At 32.8% G+C, this 20,258-nt stretch carries 22 protein-coding genes; 6 read left to right on the top strand and 16 right to left on the bottom strand.

Annotation, left to right across the window (positions count from 1 at the left end; translation table 11 throughout):
• Positions 1–276 precede the first annotated feature (276 nt).
• The 8 genes from rpe to BUB42_RS10540 all read right to left on the bottom strand — a co-directional run bounded on the left by rpe (position 277) and on the right by BUB42_RS10540 (position 7,557).
• Positions 277–939, bottom strand: coding sequence for a ribulose-phosphate 3-epimerase (gene rpe, locus BUB42_RS10580; protein WP_073019970.1), 663 nt, complete (start codon positions 937–939; stop codon positions 277–279).
• 460 nt (positions 940–1,399) lie between these two features.
• Positions 1,400–2,263 carry a sigma-70 family RNA polymerase sigma factor gene (locus BUB42_RS10570; protein ID WP_007137700.1) on the bottom strand — a complete coding sequence of 288 codons (864 nt, stop codon included), beginning with the start codon at positions 2,261–2,263 and terminating at the stop codon, positions 1,400–1,402.
• Between the two features lie 303 nt (positions 2,264–2,566).
• A complete protein-coding gene (locus BUB42_RS10565) occupies positions 2,567–3,193 on the bottom strand; it encodes a hypothetical protein (protein WP_073019966.1) in 627 nt (208 codons plus the stop codon).
• A gap of 174 nt (positions 3,194–3,367) precedes the next feature.
• Positions 3,368–5,509 (bottom strand): polyribonucleotide nucleotidyltransferase, encoded by a 2,142-nt coding sequence (locus tag BUB42_RS10560; protein WP_073019964.1) that lies wholly within the window; start codon positions 5,507–5,509, stop codon positions 3,368–3,370.
• A 235-nt stretch (positions 5,510–5,744) separates the two neighbouring features.
• Positions 5,745–6,011 carry a 30S ribosomal protein S15 gene (gene rpsO, locus BUB42_RS10555; protein WP_066079886.1) on the bottom strand — a complete coding sequence of 89 codons (267 nt, stop codon included), beginning with the start codon at positions 6,009–6,011 and terminating at the stop codon, positions 5,745–5,747.
• A gap of 123 nt (positions 6,012–6,134) precedes the next feature.
• Complete coding sequence (locus BUB42_RS16940) at positions 6,135–6,329, bottom strand: energy transducer TonB (protein WP_084118329.1); 195 nt, start codon at positions 6,327–6,329, stop codon at positions 6,135–6,137.
• 477 nt (positions 6,330–6,806) lie between these two features.
• The gene (locus BUB42_RS10545; RefSeq protein ID WP_073019962.1) at positions 6,807–7,067 is read right to left on the bottom strand and encodes a hypothetical protein; all 261 of its coding nucleotides are present in this window, start codon (positions 7,065–7,067) and stop codon (positions 6,807–6,809) included.
• A 34-nt stretch (positions 7,068–7,101) separates the two neighbouring features.
• Positions 7,102–7,557 carry a GAF domain-containing protein gene (locus BUB42_RS10540; RefSeq protein WP_073019960.1) on the bottom strand — a complete coding sequence of 152 codons (456 nt, stop codon included), beginning with the start codon at positions 7,555–7,557 and terminating at the stop codon, positions 7,102–7,104.
• 75 nt (positions 7,558–7,632) lie between these two features.
• Here BUB42_RS10540 and xrtF point away from each other — a divergent pair, with 75 nt between their 5' ends.
• From xrtF to BUB42_RS10510, 6 genes are all read left to right on the top strand, one after another.
• Positions 7,633–8,181 (top strand): exosortase family protein XrtF, encoded by a 549-nt coding sequence (gene xrtF, locus BUB42_RS10535; protein WP_073019958.1) that lies wholly within the window; start codon positions 7,633–7,635, stop codon positions 8,179–8,181.
• A complete protein-coding gene (locus tag BUB42_RS10530; protein ID WP_073019957.1) occupies positions 8,159–8,602 on the top strand; it encodes an exosortase F system-associated membrane protein in 444 nt (147 codons plus the stop codon). Before xrtF ends, BUB42_RS10530 begins: the two co-directional genes overlap by 23 nt.
• Positions 8,603–8,749: 147 nt before the next feature.
• Complete coding sequence (locus tag BUB42_RS16935; RefSeq protein ID WP_396177841.1) at positions 8,750–9,154, top strand: HYC_CC_PP family protein; 405 nt, start codon at positions 8,750–8,752, stop codon at positions 9,152–9,154.
• Positions 9,155–9,227: 73 nt separating this feature from the next.
• Positions 9,228–11,252, top strand: coding sequence for a TonB-dependent receptor plug domain-containing protein (locus tag BUB42_RS10520; RefSeq protein ID WP_073019953.1), 2,025 nt, complete (start codon positions 9,228–9,230; stop codon positions 11,250–11,252).
• Positions 11,253–11,277: 25 nt separating this feature from the next.
• Entirely contained in the window at positions 11,278–11,619 is a 342-nt protein-coding gene (locus tag BUB42_RS10515) for a heavy-metal-associated domain-containing protein (protein ID WP_073019951.1), read from the top strand.
• Between the two features lie 139 nt (positions 11,620–11,758).
• On the top strand, positions 11,759–12,439 hold the full coding sequence (locus BUB42_RS10510; protein ID WP_073019949.1) for a DedA family protein: 681 nt from the start codon (positions 11,759–11,761) through the stop codon (positions 12,437–12,439).
• 136 nt (positions 12,440–12,575) lie between these two features.
• Here BUB42_RS10510 and groL read toward each other — a convergent pair whose 3' ends face one another.
• The 8 genes from groL to miaB all read right to left on the bottom strand — a co-directional run bounded on the left by groL (position 12,576) and on the right by miaB (position 19,777).
• A complete protein-coding gene (gene groL / locus BUB42_RS10505) occupies positions 12,576–14,204 on the bottom strand; it encodes a chaperonin GroEL (protein ID WP_073019947.1) in 1,629 nt (542 codons plus the stop codon).
• 71 nt (positions 14,205–14,275) lie between these two features.
• A complete protein-coding gene (locus BUB42_RS10500) occupies positions 14,276–14,551 on the bottom strand; it encodes a co-chaperone GroES (protein WP_073019945.1) in 276 nt (91 codons plus the stop codon).
• Between the two features lie 139 nt (positions 14,552–14,690).
• Positions 14,691–15,020: a preprotein translocase subunit SecG gene (gene secG, locus BUB42_RS10495; RefSeq protein WP_073019943.1), complete on the bottom strand. Its 330-nt coding sequence runs from the start codon at positions 15,018–15,020 to the stop codon at positions 14,691–14,693.
• Between the two features lie 3 nt (positions 15,021–15,023).
• The gene (locus BUB42_RS10490) at positions 15,024–15,878 is read right to left on the bottom strand and encodes a tetratricopeptide repeat protein (RefSeq protein WP_073019942.1); all 855 of its coding nucleotides are present in this window, start codon (positions 15,876–15,878) and stop codon (positions 15,024–15,026) included.
• Positions 15,879–15,966: 88 nt separating this feature from the next.
• The gene (locus BUB42_RS10485) at positions 15,967–16,470 is read right to left on the bottom strand and encodes an LptE family protein (RefSeq protein ID WP_073019940.1); all 504 of its coding nucleotides are present in this window, start codon (positions 16,468–16,470) and stop codon (positions 15,967–15,969) included.
• Positions 16,471–16,533: 63 nt separating this feature from the next.
• Entirely contained in the window at positions 16,534–17,790 is a 1,257-nt protein-coding gene (locus BUB42_RS10480) for a sigma 54-interacting transcriptional regulator (RefSeq protein ID WP_073019938.1), read from the bottom strand.
• Between the two features lie 94 nt (positions 17,791–17,884).
• Entirely contained in the window at positions 17,885–18,274 is a 390-nt protein-coding gene (locus BUB42_RS10475; RefSeq protein WP_073019936.1) for a GxxExxY protein, read from the bottom strand.
• Positions 18,275–18,331: 57 nt separating this feature from the next.
• Positions 18,332–19,777, bottom strand: coding sequence for a tRNA (N6-isopentenyl adenosine(37)-C2)-methylthiotransferase MiaB (gene miaB, locus BUB42_RS10470; RefSeq protein ID WP_073019934.1), 1,446 nt, complete (start codon positions 19,775–19,777; stop codon positions 18,332–18,334).
• Between the last annotated feature and the right edge of the window lie 481 nt (positions 19,778–20,258).

Below are 20,258 nucleotides of genomic sequence, written 5' to 3'. Positions count from 1 at the left end.
TAGGATGTATCTAACGTTTTGAACAAACAGACCAAATTTTATTAGAGTCATTAATGAAATTAGCGCATCTTTTTGATCGGTAGATAATCTTGTTGCAATATTTAAGATTAACGAGGACTTGAAAGAAATAGAAAAATTATTTTAAACGTAATTATGGAAAGCATGTCAAAAGTAAAAGCCCATTTCAATTTCGATAATATTTAGATTGAAATAGGCAATGTAGTGTAAAGTCAAAACACTATTTAAAACAATAAATGGCGCTTTAGGCGCCATTTATTAGAAACAAGTTAGTTTTTTTAAATCGTGTATTGTTTGTGTGGGATTTTCGGCTTTGAAAACAAAATTACCGGCTACTAAAACATCAGCTCCAGCTTCAACGAGTTGTTTTGCATTTTTATTAGTTACGCCGCCATCTACTTCAATAAGCGTAGCTGCCCCTTTTCTACTGATCAAATCTTTTAATTTTTTAATTTTGGCGTAGGCATTTTCTATAAAAGATTGACCTCCAAAACCTGGATTTACGCTCATTATGCAAACTAAATCAATGTCATTGATTACATCTTCTAATAAATCTATATTAGTATGCGGATTTATTGCTACACCAGCTTTCATCCCTTCGGCTTTGATAGCTTGTAAGGTTCTGTGAAGATGTGTGCAAGCCTCGTAATGTACACTTAATATATTTGCTCCTAAATCAGCAAATGTTTTGATGTAGCGATCGGGATCTACAATCATTAAGTGAACGTCGATTGTTTTTTTTGCATGTTTATTAATTGCTTCTAGAACGGGCATTCCGTAGGAGATGTTCGGAACAAAAACGCCATCCATGATGTCAATATGAAACCAATCGGCTTCTGAATTATTGATCATTTCGATGTCACGTTGTAAGTTTCCAAAATCAGCAGCAAGAACTGAAGGAGCAATAAGTGTATTTTTCATTTGTGTTGTTGTTTAATCTGTAGTTGAAGCAGATTATTAGGTTGTAGTTTTTGCAAAAGTAGTTTTTTTGAAACAAATGGCGAAAGTTTTTTTAGAGTCAATTCGTGGTGTATACTACTTTTTGCGTAAGGGATAGAGGCGGTATCCTCGTAGAGCAACGGAGAGATAAAGCCGAAAGCCCGACCCGAAGTTTTTACGAAGGGTTACGCCCATATTAGTGAAAAGTGAAAAGAATTCAGATGCACAAAAAATTAAACCTTGAATACCCAAGCGCTTTGGTTGAAGTGACTAAGGTTTTACTAAAAAAAAATAAAACCTCGGTAATCAGCCGAGGTTTCAATCATCAATCAAAAAACGAACAGTCAATCAAACTGTTGTTTGTTGTAAAAATTCCATTTTCAAAAAAATTCCAAATTCTAATTATCGGAATTTGGAATTTAAAAATTTGGAACTTATATTTTTATCCTAAGTAAGTCTTTAGGATTTTACTTCTAGAAGTATGTTTTAATCTGCGGATTGCTTTTTCCTTAATTTGACGAACGCGCTCACGAGTTAGGTCGAAAGTTTCTCCAATTTCCTCTAAAGTCATTGGGTGTTGATCACCTAAACCAAAGTATAAACGAACAACATCAGCTTCTCTAGGAGTTAATGTTTCTAATGAACGCTCAATTTCAGTACGTAATGATTCGTGGATTAATTCTCTGTCTGGATTTGGAGATTCACCAGAACGCAAAACGTCATATAAGTTAGAATCTTCACCTTCTACAAGAGGAGCATCCATTGATAAGTGACGACCAGAATTTTTCATTGACTCTTTTACGTCATTTACAGTCATGTCAAGCTCTTTTGCAATTTCTTCAGCAGATGGTGGACGCTCGTTAGATTGCTCTAATAAAGCGTACATTTTGTTGATTTTATTGATAGAACCAATCTTGTTTAATGGTAAACGAACGATACGAGATTGTTCAGCTAAGGCTTGAAGAATCGATTGACGAATCCACCAAACTGCATACGAGATGAATTTGAAACCACGAGTTTCATCAAAACGTTGTGCTGCTTTAATCAATCCTAAGTTTCCTTCATTAATTAAATCGGGTAGAGTAAGTCCTTGATTTTGATATTGTTTAGCCACCGAAACAACAAAACGTAAATTCGCTTTTGTCAATTTTTCTAAGGCTTTTTGGTCACCAGCTTTAATTTTTTGAGCTAATTCTACTTCTTCGTCAGCTGTAATAAGATCAACTTTACCTATTTCTTGTAAATATTTGTCTAATGATGCAGTTTCACGATTCGTTACCTGCTTGGTGATTTTAAGTTGTCTCATGTTTTTGTGTCCTCCATTTTAAGTGTACAAGTAATTATACGTGTGGAGTTGCAAAAAAGTTACATTATTTCAAAAAGTTTTTATAATTATTATTGCTTTCATTTAAATGAGGGCATTTTCGCCACGGCGAATCGGGCAATCCGCACTCGCTTTATTATTTCGCTGCGTATCACAATAAGAGCTTAAACAATTGCTTCTATCCCTAATGCGATCTATGGCTTAAATGATGTTTAGGTTTTAATTTCATTTTTTATAAAATTTTGAAACTCTAGAAGTGCGTAAATATTAGCCGTCAACAGAAATTTATTTCAAATATCCTTGTTGCCTAATATTTTTATGATAAGCAACAATATCTTGGGGAATTTCACCATTTATTAGCCAGTTTACGTCTAAGCCATTGTGTATAGCAGTTTTCATTAATAAAGAATTTTTGCCGATTAATATTCCAAGCTTTTGCAAATCCTCTTTGAAATCTAAAAAATAATCATCGTCAATTGCTTTTATCAAAATCAAAATTTTAAAAGCTCTCGCAATTACATAGATGCACATCGTATAGGCCTTTCCATAACTTTGACTTTGAATTCTTTCATTATTCAGCAATAGGAGATGATTCAGCATTTTTATATTCAAACTTATTTCGCCAAACTTGTCTTTGGTAATTTTTACGTGTGCACTTATATCACCGCTTACATAACGAGTGTCTTGAAGTAAATATCCAACCGAATAAAACTGCTCTGTAAAATGATCAATTTTTTTTATCATGACTTTTTCAAAGGCCATCCTCTTGTCCTCGACCGTTTCTGTATCCACTAGTTCAAAATGCAGTCTGTTGGTGAGATCTCGATCTTTTTTTAAAAGCCTAAAAATTAACTTGTCTTTCTCAGCACTTGGTAACTCTTGTATCGCTTTTTTAAATTCTTGGGTAAACATATTTTACAAATTAGAGTTGTAAATATAATAATTTGTGATTTAATGAAAAATTATAATTTAATTTATAAAGTTTGATCTTCATTAAGCGGATGTTTTATAAAAAACGAAAATCCCAATTCAACTAAATGAATTGGGATTTTCTATAAATAAACCTTTAGTAAACTTAAGATCTGATTACTCTTTTCTTTCCTCACGAGGAGGTCTTGGCATAAGTGCTTTTCTGGACACTTTTTCTTTTCTGGTTTTAGGATCCATACCTAAGTATTTCACTTGGAAAACATCGCCCATGTTTACAACATCAGCAACATTTTCTGTGCGTTCCCAAGCTAATTCAGATACATGTAGCAAAACTTCGTTTCCTGGAGCTGACGTATATTCTACAACTGCACCAAAATCTAACATTTTAATTACTTTCACTTCATAAGACTCATTCATTTGAGGTTTGAAAGTGATTGACTTGATTTTAGCCAATACCGCTTCGATTCCAGCTGGATCAGTACCTAAAATTTCAATAACTCCTTCTTCCGTAATTGGGTCTTCATTGATAACAATTGTTGTTCCAGTGGTTTTCTGTAATTCTTGAATTACTTTTCCACCAGGACCAATTAACGCACCAATGAACGCGTTAGGAATTCTTCTAGTAATAATTTTTGGAGCGTAAGCTTTAACATCCTCTTTTGGAGCTGCTAAAGTTTCGATTAATTTTCCAAGGATATGCAAACGACCATCACGGGCTTGAGCCAATGCTGCTTCCATAATCTCGTATTTCAATCCGTCAATCTTGATGTCCATTTGACAAGCTGTAATTCCTTCGGAAGTTCCAGTAACTTTAAAGTCCATATCTCCTAAGTGATCTTCATCACCAAGAATATCGGACAATACTGCATAGCGTTCTCCATCTGTAATTAATCCCATTGCAATTCCAGAAACGGGACGAATCATTTGAATACCAGCATCCATCAATGATAATGTTCCAGCACAAACTGTTGCCATGGATGATGAACCATTCGATTCTAATACTTCAGAAACTACACGTATTGTGTAAGGGCAATCAGCAGGAATCATATTTTTCAATGCTCTTTGCGCCAAGTTTCCGTGACCTACTTCTCTTCTTGAAGTTCCTCTTAAGGGACGAGCTTCTCCAGTTGAGAAAGGAGGGAAGTTATAGTGCAAGTAGAATTTTTCTTCTCCTTGTTGTGATGGTGAATCAATTTGGTTTGCTTCTCTAGAAGTTCCTAAAGTGGCTGTTGCCAATGCTTGAGTTTCTCCACGGGTAAATAATGCAGATCCGTGTACCGATGGTAAATAATCTACTTCACACCAGATATCTCTGATTTCTGTAGTTTTTCTTCCGTCTAAACGTGTTCCTAAATCTAAGGTTACGTTACGAACTGCTTCCTTGTTTGTTTTTTTGAAATATTTAGAAACTAATTCTCCGTCTACTGCCAATTCTTCTTCAGTAAATAAAGCTTTAACTTCTTCTTTTACCGCATCAAATGCTGCAGAACGTTCTTGTTTAGCAGAACCTTTGCTAGCAATAGCGTAAATTTTATCGTAAGCTGCTGCTTTTACTTTAGCGTAGATAGCTTCATCTTCTCTTTCTCCTTCGTAAGTACGAACTTCTTTTTTGCCAAAGGCAGCCTGCAAACGCAATTGAGCTGAAATTTGGTTTTTGATATGTTCATGTGCAAATTTAATTGCTTCTAACATATCAGCTTCTGAGATTTCTTTCATTTCGCCTTCCACCATTGCGATAGAATCCATAGAAGCTCCAATCATCATATCAATATCTGATAATGCTAATTGAGCACGAGATGGGTTGATGATGAATTTTCCATCAATACGACCTACTCTAGCTTCAGAAATTAAAGTTTCAAAAGGAATGTCAGATAGTGCTAAAGCCGCCGAAGCTGCTAATCCTGCTAATGCATCTGGCATTACATCTTCGTCATGAGACATTAACTGAATCATAACTTGCACTTCTGCATGATAGTCATCTGGGAAAAGCGGACGCAATACACGGTCAACTAAACGCATTGTTAATACTTCGTTGTCACTTGGACGTGCTTCTCTTTTAAAGAAACCTCCTGGGAAACGACCTGCTGCTGCAAATTTTTCTCGGTAATCTACCGTAAGTGGAAGAAAATCGATACCTGGACTTGCTTTTCTTGATGATACAACTGTTCCTAAGATTACAGTTTTACCAATTCTTACTACCACAGATCCGTCCGCTTGTTTAGCTAAACGACCTGTCTCGATTGTGATGTTTCTGCCATCACCTAAATCGATACTTTCTACAAATAATTGTGGAATCATAAATTTAATTTTTTAGTTAAACATGGGTTCTAGTTGTGTTGTAGTTGTTGTTTTGCGTAGTTAATGCCTAAAACCCAATGAAAAACCGAACTTTTTTTATATGTCAATAACATAATGTAATGACTTTGTAGCAGAGTCTTGATTGTAATCCCTTTTGTGTCAGGATTGAAATAGAATAAGTGACTCAAAACTGTAAAATAAAAAAGAGGCACTTGCGCACCTCTTTTTATATTGATTATTTTCTGATATTCAATACTTTGATAATTTCACGATATCTGTTGATTTCTGTCTTTTTCAAGTAATCTAACAATGATCTTCTTTTACCTACTAGCAATACTAATGAACGCTCTGTATTATAATCGTGACGATTTTTTTTCAAGTGCTCAGTTAAGTGGCTAATTCTGAAAGTGAACAAAGCAATTTGAGCTTCTGATTTTCCAGTGTTTGTTTTTTCTCCGTGTTTAGCGAAGATTTCTTCTTTAATCTCTTTAGTTAAATACATTCCAATATTTGTTTAATGATTTTTATGTATGTCAAACAGCTATTGTAAGACGGTTGCAAAAGTAGTGTTTATTTTTTGAAATAGAAGTTATCTGATGATAATTATTTTGAAACCAGATTCTTTTTATTGACGTCCAGATAATGTGAGCGGGATTGTATAAAGTACTCTTACTTGTTGACCTCTTTGTCTACCGGGTTTCCATTTGCCATAACTAGTAATTACTCTAATTGCCTCTCGATCAAAAATTTTATTTGTTGATTTTATAATTTTTGGTTCTATGATTTCTCCGTCTCTACCAACAACAAATCTAATTGCAATAGTTCCTTTTAAGTTTTACAACTCTTTTGGAACAGTAAAATTTTGTCAACATGATTATAAAAACTTGCAATACCACTGAAAGGTGTTGGTTTAATTTCGATGTGATTATATTTGCATTTTTTACCTGCGCTATCTGCACTCACTCCAGAAATAAATTCCTCTTTTTCGTATTCTGCGGTGTATTTAAGTTTCTTGTTATATTCTCCTTTCCAAGTTACGTCTTTGCAGCCATTTTTTTTATTTCCTGATTCAAACCCATCTTCAGTTTTGGCTTCAAAATAGACATTTTCATCAACGGCAGTTTGAATACCTTCTGAATTTTAAAAATTTTTTATTTTGTAAATCGATGAAAAACCATTTTTTGGTTCAAAATATTCCTCTTGTATTTTTTTTAATCCATTTTCGTACCAGCTTTCATCCTTTCCCAGTAATCGCTATTTATAGTAGTTTGTTTCATGTTTTTTATTCTCGTTTTCATCATAATACATAAACTATCCTGTTTTTACTTGATCCATCTTCGGTTTTGGAATTTCCTTCCATTTGTAAAACGCCAAATTTATAGTCATCTTTGATGTAATATGACTCATTCATTGCGTCAAATGATTCAATAATTCTGTGATATTTGTGGTTTGTTTCGTTTGTTTCACTCCATAACGAGTCAAGATAGATTTTTTTAATTGGACTTTGTGAAAATGCAGAAAATGGAATTAAAAAAAGAATAAAAAAAATGAATTTCATAAAATGTTTTTAATTGGTTGTTAAAGAAATGTCATTAAAACAAATTCGCTATTTCTGCACAAACAAATTCTAAAAATCGCTCATCATCCGCAGTAAACGGATTAATTACGTGGCTGTCAATATCTATTTGTCCTATGTTTTTTCCATCCACAAAAAGTGGAACTACAATCTCAGATTTTACTGTAAAACTACAAGCAATATAATTGTCTTGGGCTGCGACATCGGGAACTACAAAATTAGCATTGCTTTCAGCAACTTGTCCGCAAATTCCTTTTCCAAAAGGAATTACAGTGTGATCAGTTTCTGCGCCTACATAAGGACCTAAATGCAAAGTTTTACTTTCGTGATTGGCAAAGTAAAATCCTACCCAATTATAATACGAAACAGAGTCACTTAATAATTGACAAATAGTTAAAAGCTTTTCGTCTCGTGAAAGGCTTGTGTTCAAAGTTATTTGAGTTACTTTTGGCTGTAATTCTTGAAATGTCATTGTTTTCTTTTTTATTGCGTAAAAGTATTTAAAGTAATTTCAATAAATAAGTAAATTTGTCTAAAATAACCGACATTGAAAAAATATTTTGTTTTATATCGACCTTTTCTAATTTTTATTGCAAGCTTTTTTTTGACTTACATTGTACTTAGTTTTTCATACCAAAAATTCCTCAGTACATTTGGTGTTAATAAAACTGATTCTATTACAAAAATAGTTGGTATCAATACTGAACAAGTCTTGCTCGTTTTTGATGCAGACGCATCCGTTCAAGAAAGTAGTTCTAATCCGTATATGAAGTTGTTTTATAATAATAAATATGTAGCTCGAATTATTGAGGGCTGCAACGCTGTAAGTGTGATAATTTTGTTTGTCTCTTTCGTTATCGCTTTCTCGGGTAAATTTACACCAACTGTGCTTTTTGTTTTTGGCGGAAGCTTAATTATTTATATACTGAACGTATTTAGAATAGCGGCTTTAAGCATGCTAATATTTCATTTTCCAAATCAAGAATCCATGCTTCACAAAGTTATTTTTCCGTTATCACTATATGGAGTAGTTTTTATTTTATGGTTATTTTGGATCCAAAAATTCTCTAAATATGCTTCAAAAAATACTAAATAACAAAATCCGGATTATTCAATTATTCTTTCTAATTTTATTATTAGTGCTTGTGCGCGCTTTTGAAAATCAATTGTTTTATGATCCATTTTTAGATTTTTTTAAGCAGGATTTTACTGTGTTGCCATTGCCGGATGTTAGCTCGTTAAAATTGTTTTTAGGTTTACTTCTAAGATACACTTTAAATACCTCTATCTCTCTATCGATTATTTATGTTCTTTTTAGGGAAATAAAGATGATAAAATTTGCTTTTATATTATACTGTTTCTTCTTTTTAATTTTGATATTTTTGTTGTTCTTCATTATTTATTTTACGGAAGAAAACCACAATTGGCTTCTGTTTTATGTCCGTCGATTCTTGATTCAACCTATTTTTTTAATGTTATTTATTGCCGGATTTTATTATCAAAGAATTAACTATTGATTTTTGTAGCTAAGAAAGCTATTTTTCTATTTGATAAATTAATTTATGAATAATACCACAAACTAATTCTAGATACAATTGTGGTTTTTTAAAATTATTTTTTAACAATATTTATGCGTACCAAAATTGTAATTTAATTAATTTTGTATGATGAAAATTAAAAAATCCATAAGCTTTTTTTTAGCTTTTCTATTATTGATTTCCAATATAGGATTAGCTTTTAATGTGCATTATTGTGGAGACAAATTAGCTTCAATTACAATAAATCCAGTGATCTCCAATAAACAACTGGAAGACTGTTGTCTTAAAAACGAAACAAAAAAAGAAGATTGCTGTAAGGATAAAGTAGTGAATTTTCAAAAAAAATCAGATAATACAATTCTAAAAGTATTTGCGACTAACTTTCCCTTTCACTTTTTGATTAATGAAAAACAAAATTTTGTGTTTTCATCACTTCAAAATTATATACTATTTCAAAGCACTTCTTATTTTTGCGATTCTAATGCGCCACCATTCTTTAAACTGTGTAATCAATATATCTTTTATGCCTGATTTTAATGTTTTAAAAGTTAGATCACTTCTTGTGGTTTAAGTCAACTATTTATAAACATTAAACAACTTTATAGTGAGCAAAATAGCAATATTATTCTTTGCGATTTTTTCTTTTGTTCCTCTCTTTGCGCAGGAAAAGTTAGAGGAAGTTAAAATTGTAAAAAAGCAAAAAGGAATTCTAAAATCGTATAGCGTAACCGCCAATACATCGATAATTACTAGCAAAGAATTTCTTAAAGTTGCATGCTGTAATCTTGCAGAAAGTTTTGAGACAAATCCATCAATTGATGTCAACTTTTCTGATGCGTTGACGGGAACAAAACAAATAAAAATGCTAGGTTTAGCAAGTCCGTATTTGATGATAACTGAAGAAAATGTTCCTTCTGTGCGAGGCGCTTCACAAGCTTATGGTTTATCATTTACACCAGGAACCTGGGTTGAAAGCATTCAAGTTACAAAAGGTGCAGGCAGTGTGGTGAATGGTTTTGAAAGTATATCTGGCCAAATAAATACCGAGTTAATTAAGCCGGTAAGTGATATTCCATTTTTCTTGAATGCTTACGGATCCACCGATTCTCGTTTTGAGTTAAACACTCATTTTAATACTAAAATATCTGATAAATGGAGTAGTAGTTTATTTCTTCACGGCAATACGAGAGTTACTAAAAATGATATGAATGATGATGGATTTTTAGATAATCCATTAGCAAAACAAATTAATGTATTAAATCGTTGGCAGTATCTTAATACTGAAAAAGGGTGGGTAAGTTTCATCAATTTTAGATATATGAATGATGTTAAACAAACTGGAGATTTAAATTTTGATCCAAGAAGAGATAAAGGAACAACTAACTTTTGGGGTTCAGAAATAAAAACAGATCGACTAGATATTGCTACTAAAGTTGGGTACGTTTTTAAAGATATGCCTTATCAAAGTATTGGTTTTCAAAACGCATTTAATGTCCATGATCAGCGTTCTTATTTTGGTTTAAACCAATACAACATCAGGCAAAGTAGCTATTATTCGAATTTAATCTTCAATTCGATAATTAATAATACGATGAATAAATTTTCAACTGGTTTGAATTTCACTTTTGATCAATATCGAGAATTCGTTAATATAAATGACTTCAGCAGGATTGATAATTCGGTAGGTGCTTTTTTCGAATATACCTTCGACAATACAGATGATTTTAGTGTTATTCTTGGTGGACGGATCGACAACCACAATCGGTTAGGGATTTTTGTTACACCAAGACTTCATGCTCGATATAATCCGTGGGAAAGAGGAGTTTTACGATTTTCTGCAGGAAGAGGGAAACGAGCAGCCAATATTTTTGCCGAAAATCAGTCTCTATTGGCTAGCTCGAGAGTACTAACAATTTTAGATACAGCTGGGAAATTTTACGGTTTAAATCCAGAAATTGCATGGAATTATGGATTAAGTTTTAACCAAAAATTTTCAATTTTTGGTCGTAATGCTGACATAGGTATTGATCTCTACAAAACTGATTTTCAAAATCAAGCTGTAATAGATTTATTTACATTGCCAGCCACTGTAGGTTCGCAACAAGTATTATTTTACAATTTGAGAGGAAAATCTATTGCTAATACAATGCAAGTGGAATTTAATTATGAACTAAAAAAACATTTTAATTTGCGATCAGCGTATAAATTTTATGATGTAAGAACAGATTATATTTCTGGCACTTTCCAAAATCCTCTGCAAGCCAAACATCGTTTTTTTAGTAACCTAGAGTATGAAACGCATATAAAAGAAAAAGGACAGCAATGGAAATTCGATTTTACTTTTAACTGGATTGGTCAACAACGATTACCAAATACAATGTCTAATCCAGATAAAGATCGATTAGCTTCCTTTTCACCTTCATATTCGTTGATGAATGCACAGGTTACCAGAACATTTTCTTCTGTATTTGAAGTTTACTTTGGTGGAGAAAATATTGGAAATTATAAGCAAGACAATGTTATTTTAGGTAATGATAATCCTTTTGGGCCTACCTTTGATGCATCTATAGTTTTTGCACCAGTTTTTGGACAAATGTATTATGCAGGACTGCGTTTTAAAATAAAATAATCAATTTAAAAAAGAAAGAGGAAACATGAAAAATATAATTTTAATAATCGTAGTCATTTTTACAGGATTTTCAGTTCAAGCGCAAGAAAAAAAGAATAAAAATGCCAAATATGTTACTATCGTAAATGGTAATTGTGAACAATGTCAAAAAAGAATTCAAAAAGCGGCTTATTCAGTTGCTGGAGTAAAGTCGGCCTCGTGGAATTTAGAAACGCATCAGTTAAACCTAATTATTAACGAAGAAAAGACGTCTACTTTATTGGTAAAAAAGGCAATCGCAAAAGTAGGACACGATACTGATGAGGTAAAAGCGACAGCCGAAGATTATAATAATTTACATCACTGTTGTTTGTATGAAAGAAATTAATAATTAATGACAGGTGAAGTACTTATTTTATCGATAAAATAATAGTTAATTAAACTGTAAAAAGATCCAATATATAGCTGTTTATGTTTTTTTTCAGTACTTTCACACGCAAATAATTTTAGCATAAAAATCATAAAGAATGAACAGTTTTGATTGGAAAAATTTAATAGATCCTCTTTTTTACATCCATTTTGATATTAATGGAATAAAATTAGGAATTTACATCGTTTTATTTATTGTATTTGCAGAAACTGGTCTCTTCGCCGGTTTCTTTTTACCGGGAGATAGTTTATTGTTTTTAGCTGGAATTTACAGTCGGGAATTAATAGAAAATATTTTGGTTATTGATAATGATTTTTTAAACGTCTTTCTTTTGGCTTTGTTAGTTGCTGTATCAGGTACTTTGGGTAATATAGTTGGATATTGGTTCGGCTCAAAAAGTGGTTATTACCTATATAACAAGAAAGATAGTTTTTGGTTTAAAAGAAAATATTTGGTTCAATCAAAAGATTTTTTTGAAAAATATGGAGGAAAAGCAATAATTTTTGCTAGATTTCTTCCCATATTTAGAACTTTTGCACCCATAGTTGCAGGAATTGTTTCTATGGATAAAAAGAGATTTATGTTTTATAACATATTAAGTTCCTTTATCTGGTCTTATACTTTAATTTTTGCCGGACATTATCTTTACGGTTTTTTACTAAATAGTTACCAAATAGATTTAAAAGAGCACATTGAACTTATAGTATTGACTTTGGTAGCCCTTACAATACTTCCTGTAATTTATAAATTTAGCAAAAAAACTAAAGAGCAAGAGTAGAAAAAATAAATCCATAAAAAAACCGTCATATTCAAAATATGACGGTTTTTTTTATTTGGAATGCAATATTTTATTACTACAGATTAAAGAGTAAAAACAAATCTCCCAAATAATTTTGGGAGATCAGTTATCAATATTACATCATTCCTGGCATACCGCCACCCATTTGGTTTCCACCGCCATTATCTTCTTTGATGTCAATCAAAGCACATTCAGTAGTTAAAATCATTCCAGCAACCGAAGCTGCGTTTTCAAGTGCCACTCTCGTTACCTTTTTAGGATCAATAATTCCTGCTTTAAGCATATCAACATACTCGTCTGTTTTAGCGTTATATCCAAAATCACCAGTTCCTTCAGCAACTTTTGCCACCACAACTGAACCTTCTAAACCTGCGTTTTCAACTATTGTTCTCAACGGTGATTCAACAGCGCGTGAAACAATTTGAATACCAGTTGCTTCATCAGCATTATCAGGTTTTATGTTGCTAAGCGCGTTTTTAGCTCTCAATAATGCAACTCCACCGCCAGCAACAATTCCTTCTTCAACAGCAGCACGAGTTGCGTGAAGTGCATCGTCAACTCTATCTTTTTTCTCTTTCATTTCTACCTCAGAAGCAGCACCAACATAAAGAACAGCAACTCCACCAGCTAATTTAGCTAAACGCTCCTGTAATTTTTCTTTGTCATAATCAGAAGTAGTAGCTTCCATTTGACCTTTAATTTGGTTCACACGATTTTTAATCATGTCCGCTTCTCCAGCACCACTTACAATTGTAGTATTGTCTTTGTCGATAGTAACTTTTTTAGCAGTTCCTAACATTTCGATAGTTGTGTTTTCTAAAGTATAACCTCTTTCTTCTGAGATTACTGTACCACCAGTCAAAATAGCGATGTCTTCCAACATTGCTTTTCTTCTGTCTCCAAAACCAGGAGCTTTAACAGCAGCAATTTTCAAAGCACCACGTAATTTATTTACAACTAACGTTGATAAAGCTTCTCCATCTACGTCTTCAGCAATAATTAATAATGGTTTTCCAGACTGCGCAACTGGCTCAAGTACTGGTAATAATTCTTTTAAAGAAGAAACTTTTTTATCGTATAAAAGGATGTAAGGGTTTTCCAACTCTACTTCCATTTTTTCAGAATTTGTAACAAAGTATGGAGATAAATATCCTCTATCAAATTGCATTCCTTCAACAACATCAACGTAAGTTTCAGTTCCTTTTGCTTCTTCAACAGTAATAACACCCTCTTTTCCAACTTTTCCGAAAGCGGTGGCGATTAGTTCACCAATTACTTCGTCGTTATTTGCAGAAATTGAGGCAATTTGCTTAATTTTCTCTGAATCACTTCCTACTACTTTGGCTTGCTTAGCTAAATCAGCAACAATCGCCTCAACGGCTTTATCAATACCCCTTTTTAAATCCATAGGATTTGCTCCAGCAGCAACGTTTTTCAAACCTTCTTTTACGATTGCTTGCGCTAAAACTGTTGCCGTTGTAGTTCCGTCTCCAGCTAAATCATTAGTTTTAGATGCAACTTCTTTAACCATTTGAGCACCCATATTTTCCAAAGGATCTTTTAATTCAATTTCCTTTGCAACAGTAACTCCATCTTTGGTAACAGTTGGTCCACCAAAAGATTTTCCTATAATTACATTACGACCTTTTGGTCCAAGAGTTACTTTTACTGCATTTGCTAATGCATCAACACCACGCTTCAAACCGTCACGTGCTTCAATATCAAATTTTATATCTTTTGCCATTTCTATGTTTTTTAATTTTGTTCTGAGTTTATAATAAACTTAATAATTCCCCATTCGGGGGTAACGAGGATTTAGATTATCGCAAGAATATCATCTTCTCTCATTATCAAATAATCCTTTCCCTCTAATTTCAATTCTGTTCCAGCGTATTTACCGTAAAGTACTGAATCTCCTATTTTTACAGTCATGGTGTGCTCTTTTGTGCCGTTTCCAACTGCAACTACAGTTCCTTTTTGTGGTTTTTCTTTAGCTGTGTCTGGAATAAAAATTCCTGAGGCCGTTTTGGTTTCAGCAGCAATTGGTTCAATAAGAACTCTGTCTGAAAGTGGTTTGATGTTTAAAGCCATGATTTTATGTTTAATTAAATTATTTTTATAAGTACTAACTGAATTTCAGAAATTATGCCACCCTACTATTACTGCCACATTTTCTTAAAAAAAATGCCAGCTTTGACAAGCTGGCATTTTTTAAAATTGTAATTTATATTTATTTTGCTGGAGTAGGTACAGCTGGCGTATTTTGAACTGGCGCTAACGGCGCGGTGGTAGTTGTATTGTCAATTAATTTTGAATCGGTATCACTTAGAGATCCAGTAAAACTTAAGCTCGAAAGTAATATCAGCGCAATTAATATTGTTGCAAGCATCCAAGTACTCTTGTCTAGAAAATCAGTTGTTTTCTGAACTCCACCTAGCATTTGGGAGCCACCTAAAGTAGAGGATAGTCCACCACCTTTAGGGTTTTGAACCATAATAACCACTATTAATAAAAAACAAACTATAGTTATTAAAACTAAAAAAATTGAAAATGTGCTCATTGTTTAATTATTGTTATGTTGTAAAATCTTAATATCCGATATACGCTCTGCAAAGAAACTACTTTTTTCTGGATATTTCAAAATTAATATTTCATAAGCTTGAATCGCTTTTTGATATTTTTTTTGCTCTAAGTAAACTCGAGCCAAAGTTTCTGTCATCAAATGAGAATTGTCGTTTGCATTGATGTCAAAGCTTACGGAAGAAGGAGTTCCATGTTTTACTGCAGAGATTTTTGGACTAGTTTCAATAAACTTATCTATCAACTCCGTTTTTTTTCTTTTTTCTTCGTCTATTACAGCTAGAGGCTCATCATTTATGGGAAGTTTTGCTCTTTCTATAGGTTGCGAACGTGAAAGTTGAAGCCACTCTTGAAACGAATGTTGTTCCCTTTTCGAAAAATCTAACGGCTTACCAATATATAGTTTTTCTTCAATTGTTTTTGGTGAATTTTCAGTTTCGATAACTGTAGATTCTTTAATAGAAGTCAGAATTGATTGTTCTAATTTGGTTAATTTAATTTCTGGTATTATTTCATCACCTAAAATGATGCTATCCTTCACTTCAATTTCAAGGGTAGCTTCATTTTTTCTTTCATATAAAAGTTTATCGATAGAAGTAAAGGTATCTGATGTGATAAAATCAAATAAAACAGATCGATCCGTGGAGTGAGCTGCCGTAATTTTTAAAGCAGTATTGTACTTAAAACTATTTTGGTTGTAAAGACCTTTTAATTGTATTGCTCTTGCACTTTGAAAATATGGAAATTCATCCATCACTTTTTCCAAAGCTTCAGTTTGCTTTTCTTGGTGGATCACATCTGGTTTGTTAATTAAATAAATATAGTCAGTAATATTCATTTTTAAAGTATTGAGAATTTAGTAAGCAGTATTCAATTTTTAATGTCGGTTATTTTACACTAAAACGGTTAATTGAAAATTTTTTCATTTACCATTTAGCCAATGATTCATTAAATATATCTTGTGTTATTCTTTCAAATATTTCTTTCAAGGCAGCGCTTAGGGTTGCCCCTGTAAGCTGTTGATCTGCGGGATAATCAAAAAAGAATGAAAATGACTTTTCAAAATCATCGGTCTCCTTTTTCTTATTAGTAAAACGAACATTTATTCTAATTGTTAGTCGGTTTTGAGCTGCTCTTTGATCTGCCGTTGCAGTCATTGGGGTTACTCTAAAATCTGTTATCTCTCCCTCATACGACAAATCAGCACCGTTGAGGACTAAATTTAAATTAGTTTGATTTTGAATCAAATCTTGAAGTTCAAGAGTAAAAGTTCTATCAATTCCAGGTTCAATTAATTCAGCGTTATTTTGAAAAAAACCAACTTGAAATGTTTCTGCGTCGATTTTGCCAGTTCCTGTAAAGTTATAAACGGAACAGCTATTTATAGTGAAGAGTAGTATTATTAAACTCAATAAGTATATTTTTTTCATGAATTTTATGTGCGTTTTTTTATAATTTTAAAGATGATTATTCATTAAAATATTTACTTGATCTTACAAGTCAAATTGTTTTATTTTTCGGTATAAAGTCCGTTCCGAAATACCTAATTCATCTGCTGCCGCTTTTCGTTTTCCTTTGTTTTTTTCTAATGATTTTTTAATCATCTCAATTTCTTTTTGTTCTAATCTCAAAGTTTCTTCTTCCTCTATTGTCTCTGCAAAAAGATAATTATCATCGTTCTCTTGGTAATCATTATCATTGTTTTGCGATGCAATTAATGTTCCCCTTGGCTCTTCTTCAAAATCAATCTCACTATCAATTTCTTTAGAACCATATATTTTTTTAATCAAATTTTGATTCGTTTCCTGCACTTTAGAACTTCCATTTTGTATGAGTTCCAATGTAAGTTTTTTCAAATCATTTAAATCACTTTTCATATCAAAGAGAACTTTATATAAAATTTCTCTTTCGGTGCTAAAATCGCTTTCGCTTTTTTTATTCTTGATTACAGAAGGCAAAGTACTGCCTTGCTCTGGCAAATACGATTGTAGGGTGGCCGCTGAGATATCTCTATTAATTTCTAAAACAGAGATTTGCTCAGCTACATTTCGCAATTGTCGAATATTACCACTCCAACGAAATTTTTGCAATAAAGGAATGGCACTTTCGTCTAATTTTAATGGGGGCATTTTATATTTGTGAGCAAAATCAGCAACAAATTTTCTAAACAGCAAATGAATATCTTCTTTTCGATCTCTTAATGGTGGCAAAGCAATATCAACTGTGCTTAGTCGATAATATAAATCCTCACGGAATTTTCCTTTTTCGATAGCATCAAATAAATTCACATTTGTAGCAGCTACAATGCGCACGTTTGTTTTTTGAACTTGAGACGAACCCACTTTAATGAATTCTCCGTTTTCAAGAACTCGAAGTAAACGCACTTGTGTTGTAAGCGGTAATTCTCCTACTTCATCTAAGAAAATAGTTCCTCCATCGGCCACTTCAAAATAGCCTTCACGGGTATTTGTTGCACCAGTAAAAGCTCCTTTCTCATGTCCAAAAAGTTCACTGTCAATAGTTCCTTCAGGAATTGCACCGCAGTTTACGGCAATGTATTTTCCATGTTTTCTGTGCGAAAGAGAATGAATAATTTTAGGAATATTTTCTTTTCCCACACCACTTTCTCCTGCAACTAGCACTGTAATATCAGTAGGAGCAACCTGGATGGCTTTTTCTATCGCACGATTAAGCTTCTGGTCATTCCCAATAATCTCAAAGCGTTGTTTTATATTTTGAACTGTTTCCATATGTTATTGCGAGGAGTTGCGAGGCATAAAGCAAAGCAAACTCATTATTAATTTCTTCAACCACAAATTCCACAAATTTTCACAAAGTATATTTTTAGGTGTTTATTAGTCTTTTGTGAACTAAAGATTTGTTTTGGAAGTTTGCAATTATTCCAATTGGAGTATATGCTAACTTCATATAATTTAAGGTTTGCGCAAGATGATCGTTACTAATTTCTTTTACTGATTTTACTTCCAGTATTATATCATCATAAACGACAAAATCAGCATAAAATTTATGAGGTAGAATAATTCCTTTGTATTCTACATTATATTCTTTTTCTCTTTTGTAAGGGATATTGTTGTTTTTAAACTCTATTTCTAAAGCATCTTTATATACAATTTCTAACAAGCCTGGACCAAGTATTCTATGTACTTCCATACAAAGACCTACTATTTCATAGTTTTCGTTTTTCTTGTAGTAATATTCATTTGTGTCGCTCATATTCAATTCTTTTAAGAAAGCATTTGCGGAAATTTGTGTAATTTGTGGTTAGATTTTTTAATTCATATCCGATAACCCCACCGCTTCCCCTTTTAAAGTTCCGCTAGTGCAACTCGTAATTTTCACATTTACAAATTCCCCAATTCTATAATTCTCTTTTGGAAAAACAACGGTAATGCTTTGTGAATTTCTACCTGAAAATTCTTCAGTAGATTTTTTTGAAATCTTCTCCACTAAAACTTCTACCGTTTTACCAATGAATTCCTCTGAGCGCAACCAAGCATGTTTTTGTTGCAAATCGACAACTTCTTGTAATCTTCTTGCTTTTGTTTCCTCTGGCACATCATCCTCCATTTTTCTGCCTGCCAATGTTCCTGGGCGTTCGGAGTAAGAATACATATATCCAAAATTATATTTTACATACTCCATCAAACTCAGCGTATCTTGATGATCTTGTTCCGATTCTGTTGGAAAACCACAAATCATATCTTGAGAAATAGAACAATTCGGAATAATACTTCTTATTTTATCAATCAAAGCCATATATTCTTCCCGCGTGTGCAAACGATTCATCTCCTTCAAAATTCTATTGCTTCCTGATTGAACTGGCAAGTGAATGTGTTTGCAAATATTAGGATACTTAGCGATCACGTGCAAAATACTTTCGTGCATATCCTGTGGATTCGAAGTCGAAAAACGAATTCTCATTTTTGGAAAACCTACAGCTACCATTTCAAGTAATTGATCAAAGTCTACTACTGTAGCTTTTTGCATTTCACTCGCATTGATAAAATCTTTTTTTAAACCGCCACCATACCACAAATAGCTATCGACGTTTTGACCTAGTAACGTAATTTCCTTAAAACCTTTGTCCCACAAATCCTGAATTTCCTTCATGATACTTTGAGGTTCTCTACTGCGTTCGCGTCCCCGTGTAAAAGGCACCACGCAAAATGTACACATATTATCACAACCACGCGTAATGGAAACTAAAGCCGTGATTCCATTACTCATCAATCGTACAGGAGATATGTCTCCGTAGGTTTCGTCTTTTGACAAAATCACATTTATCGCATCACGACCTTCTTCGACTTCACTAAGTAAATTAGGTAAATCTTTATAAGCATCAGGACCTACAACAAGGTCAACAATTTTTTCCTCATCTAGAAATTTTTCCTTCAAACGTTCAGCCATACAACCTAAAACGCCCACTTTCATCTTTGGATTAATGCGTTTTACCGCATTGTATTTCTCTAATCGCTTGCGAATTGTTTGCTCTGCTTTGTCCCGAATCGAACATGTATTTACTAAAACCAAGTCGGCCTCTTCAAGTGTTTTTGTTGTATTATAACCATTGCTAGATAATATAGCAGCCACAATTTCGCTATCCGAAAAATTCATCGCACAGCCGTAACTTTCAATAAAAAGCTTTTTAGTATTCTCTGGTTTATGTTCTAAAACTAGACTTTCGCCTTGTTTGCTCTCTTCAATAATCTTTTCCATTACGTAATTTAAAATGCAAAGATAAGCGAATTCAAATAAATATGACAAGATGTCAGATTAAGAATTAAAAAAATTTAAGGGATCGAAGAGTGCTGATTTTAGATTGATGATTTCGGAACAATGATTTCGGATGTTGCAATCAAATGGCAATAGTAAATCATTAAGATCCTGTGTTTATTTACCAAAAAAAACTGAAATCAATCCCTAAGAGCTAGCGCGATGGTAATCAAAAATTTAAGTATATGGTTTATCATTAATCATTACTAATTTCAAAACAGAATTATGGCTTTTAGAATTAAACGCGATGAATGTTATGACGTAAATCTGAAATCATAAATCATTAATCAAAATTCTGAAATCATTTAGAGCTATTTTCTTGGCCAATTCTCTCTTTTGGAGCTTAGTTCCAGCTTTCCGTTACAAGTCCTCGCAAAAAAAAGTAAAGTTTTAAAGTCCTAGAAAGAGCTTCCGTTAGTCGCTT

This window comes from Flavobacterium micromati, assembly GCF_900129585.1.
Taxonomy (GTDB): Bacteria; Bacteroidota; Bacteroidia; order Flavobacteriales; family Flavobacteriaceae; genus Flavobacterium; species Flavobacterium micromati.
The sequence above is the reverse complement of the archived record's forward strand: the minus strand, read 5'-3'. Positions and strand labels throughout refer to the sequence as shown.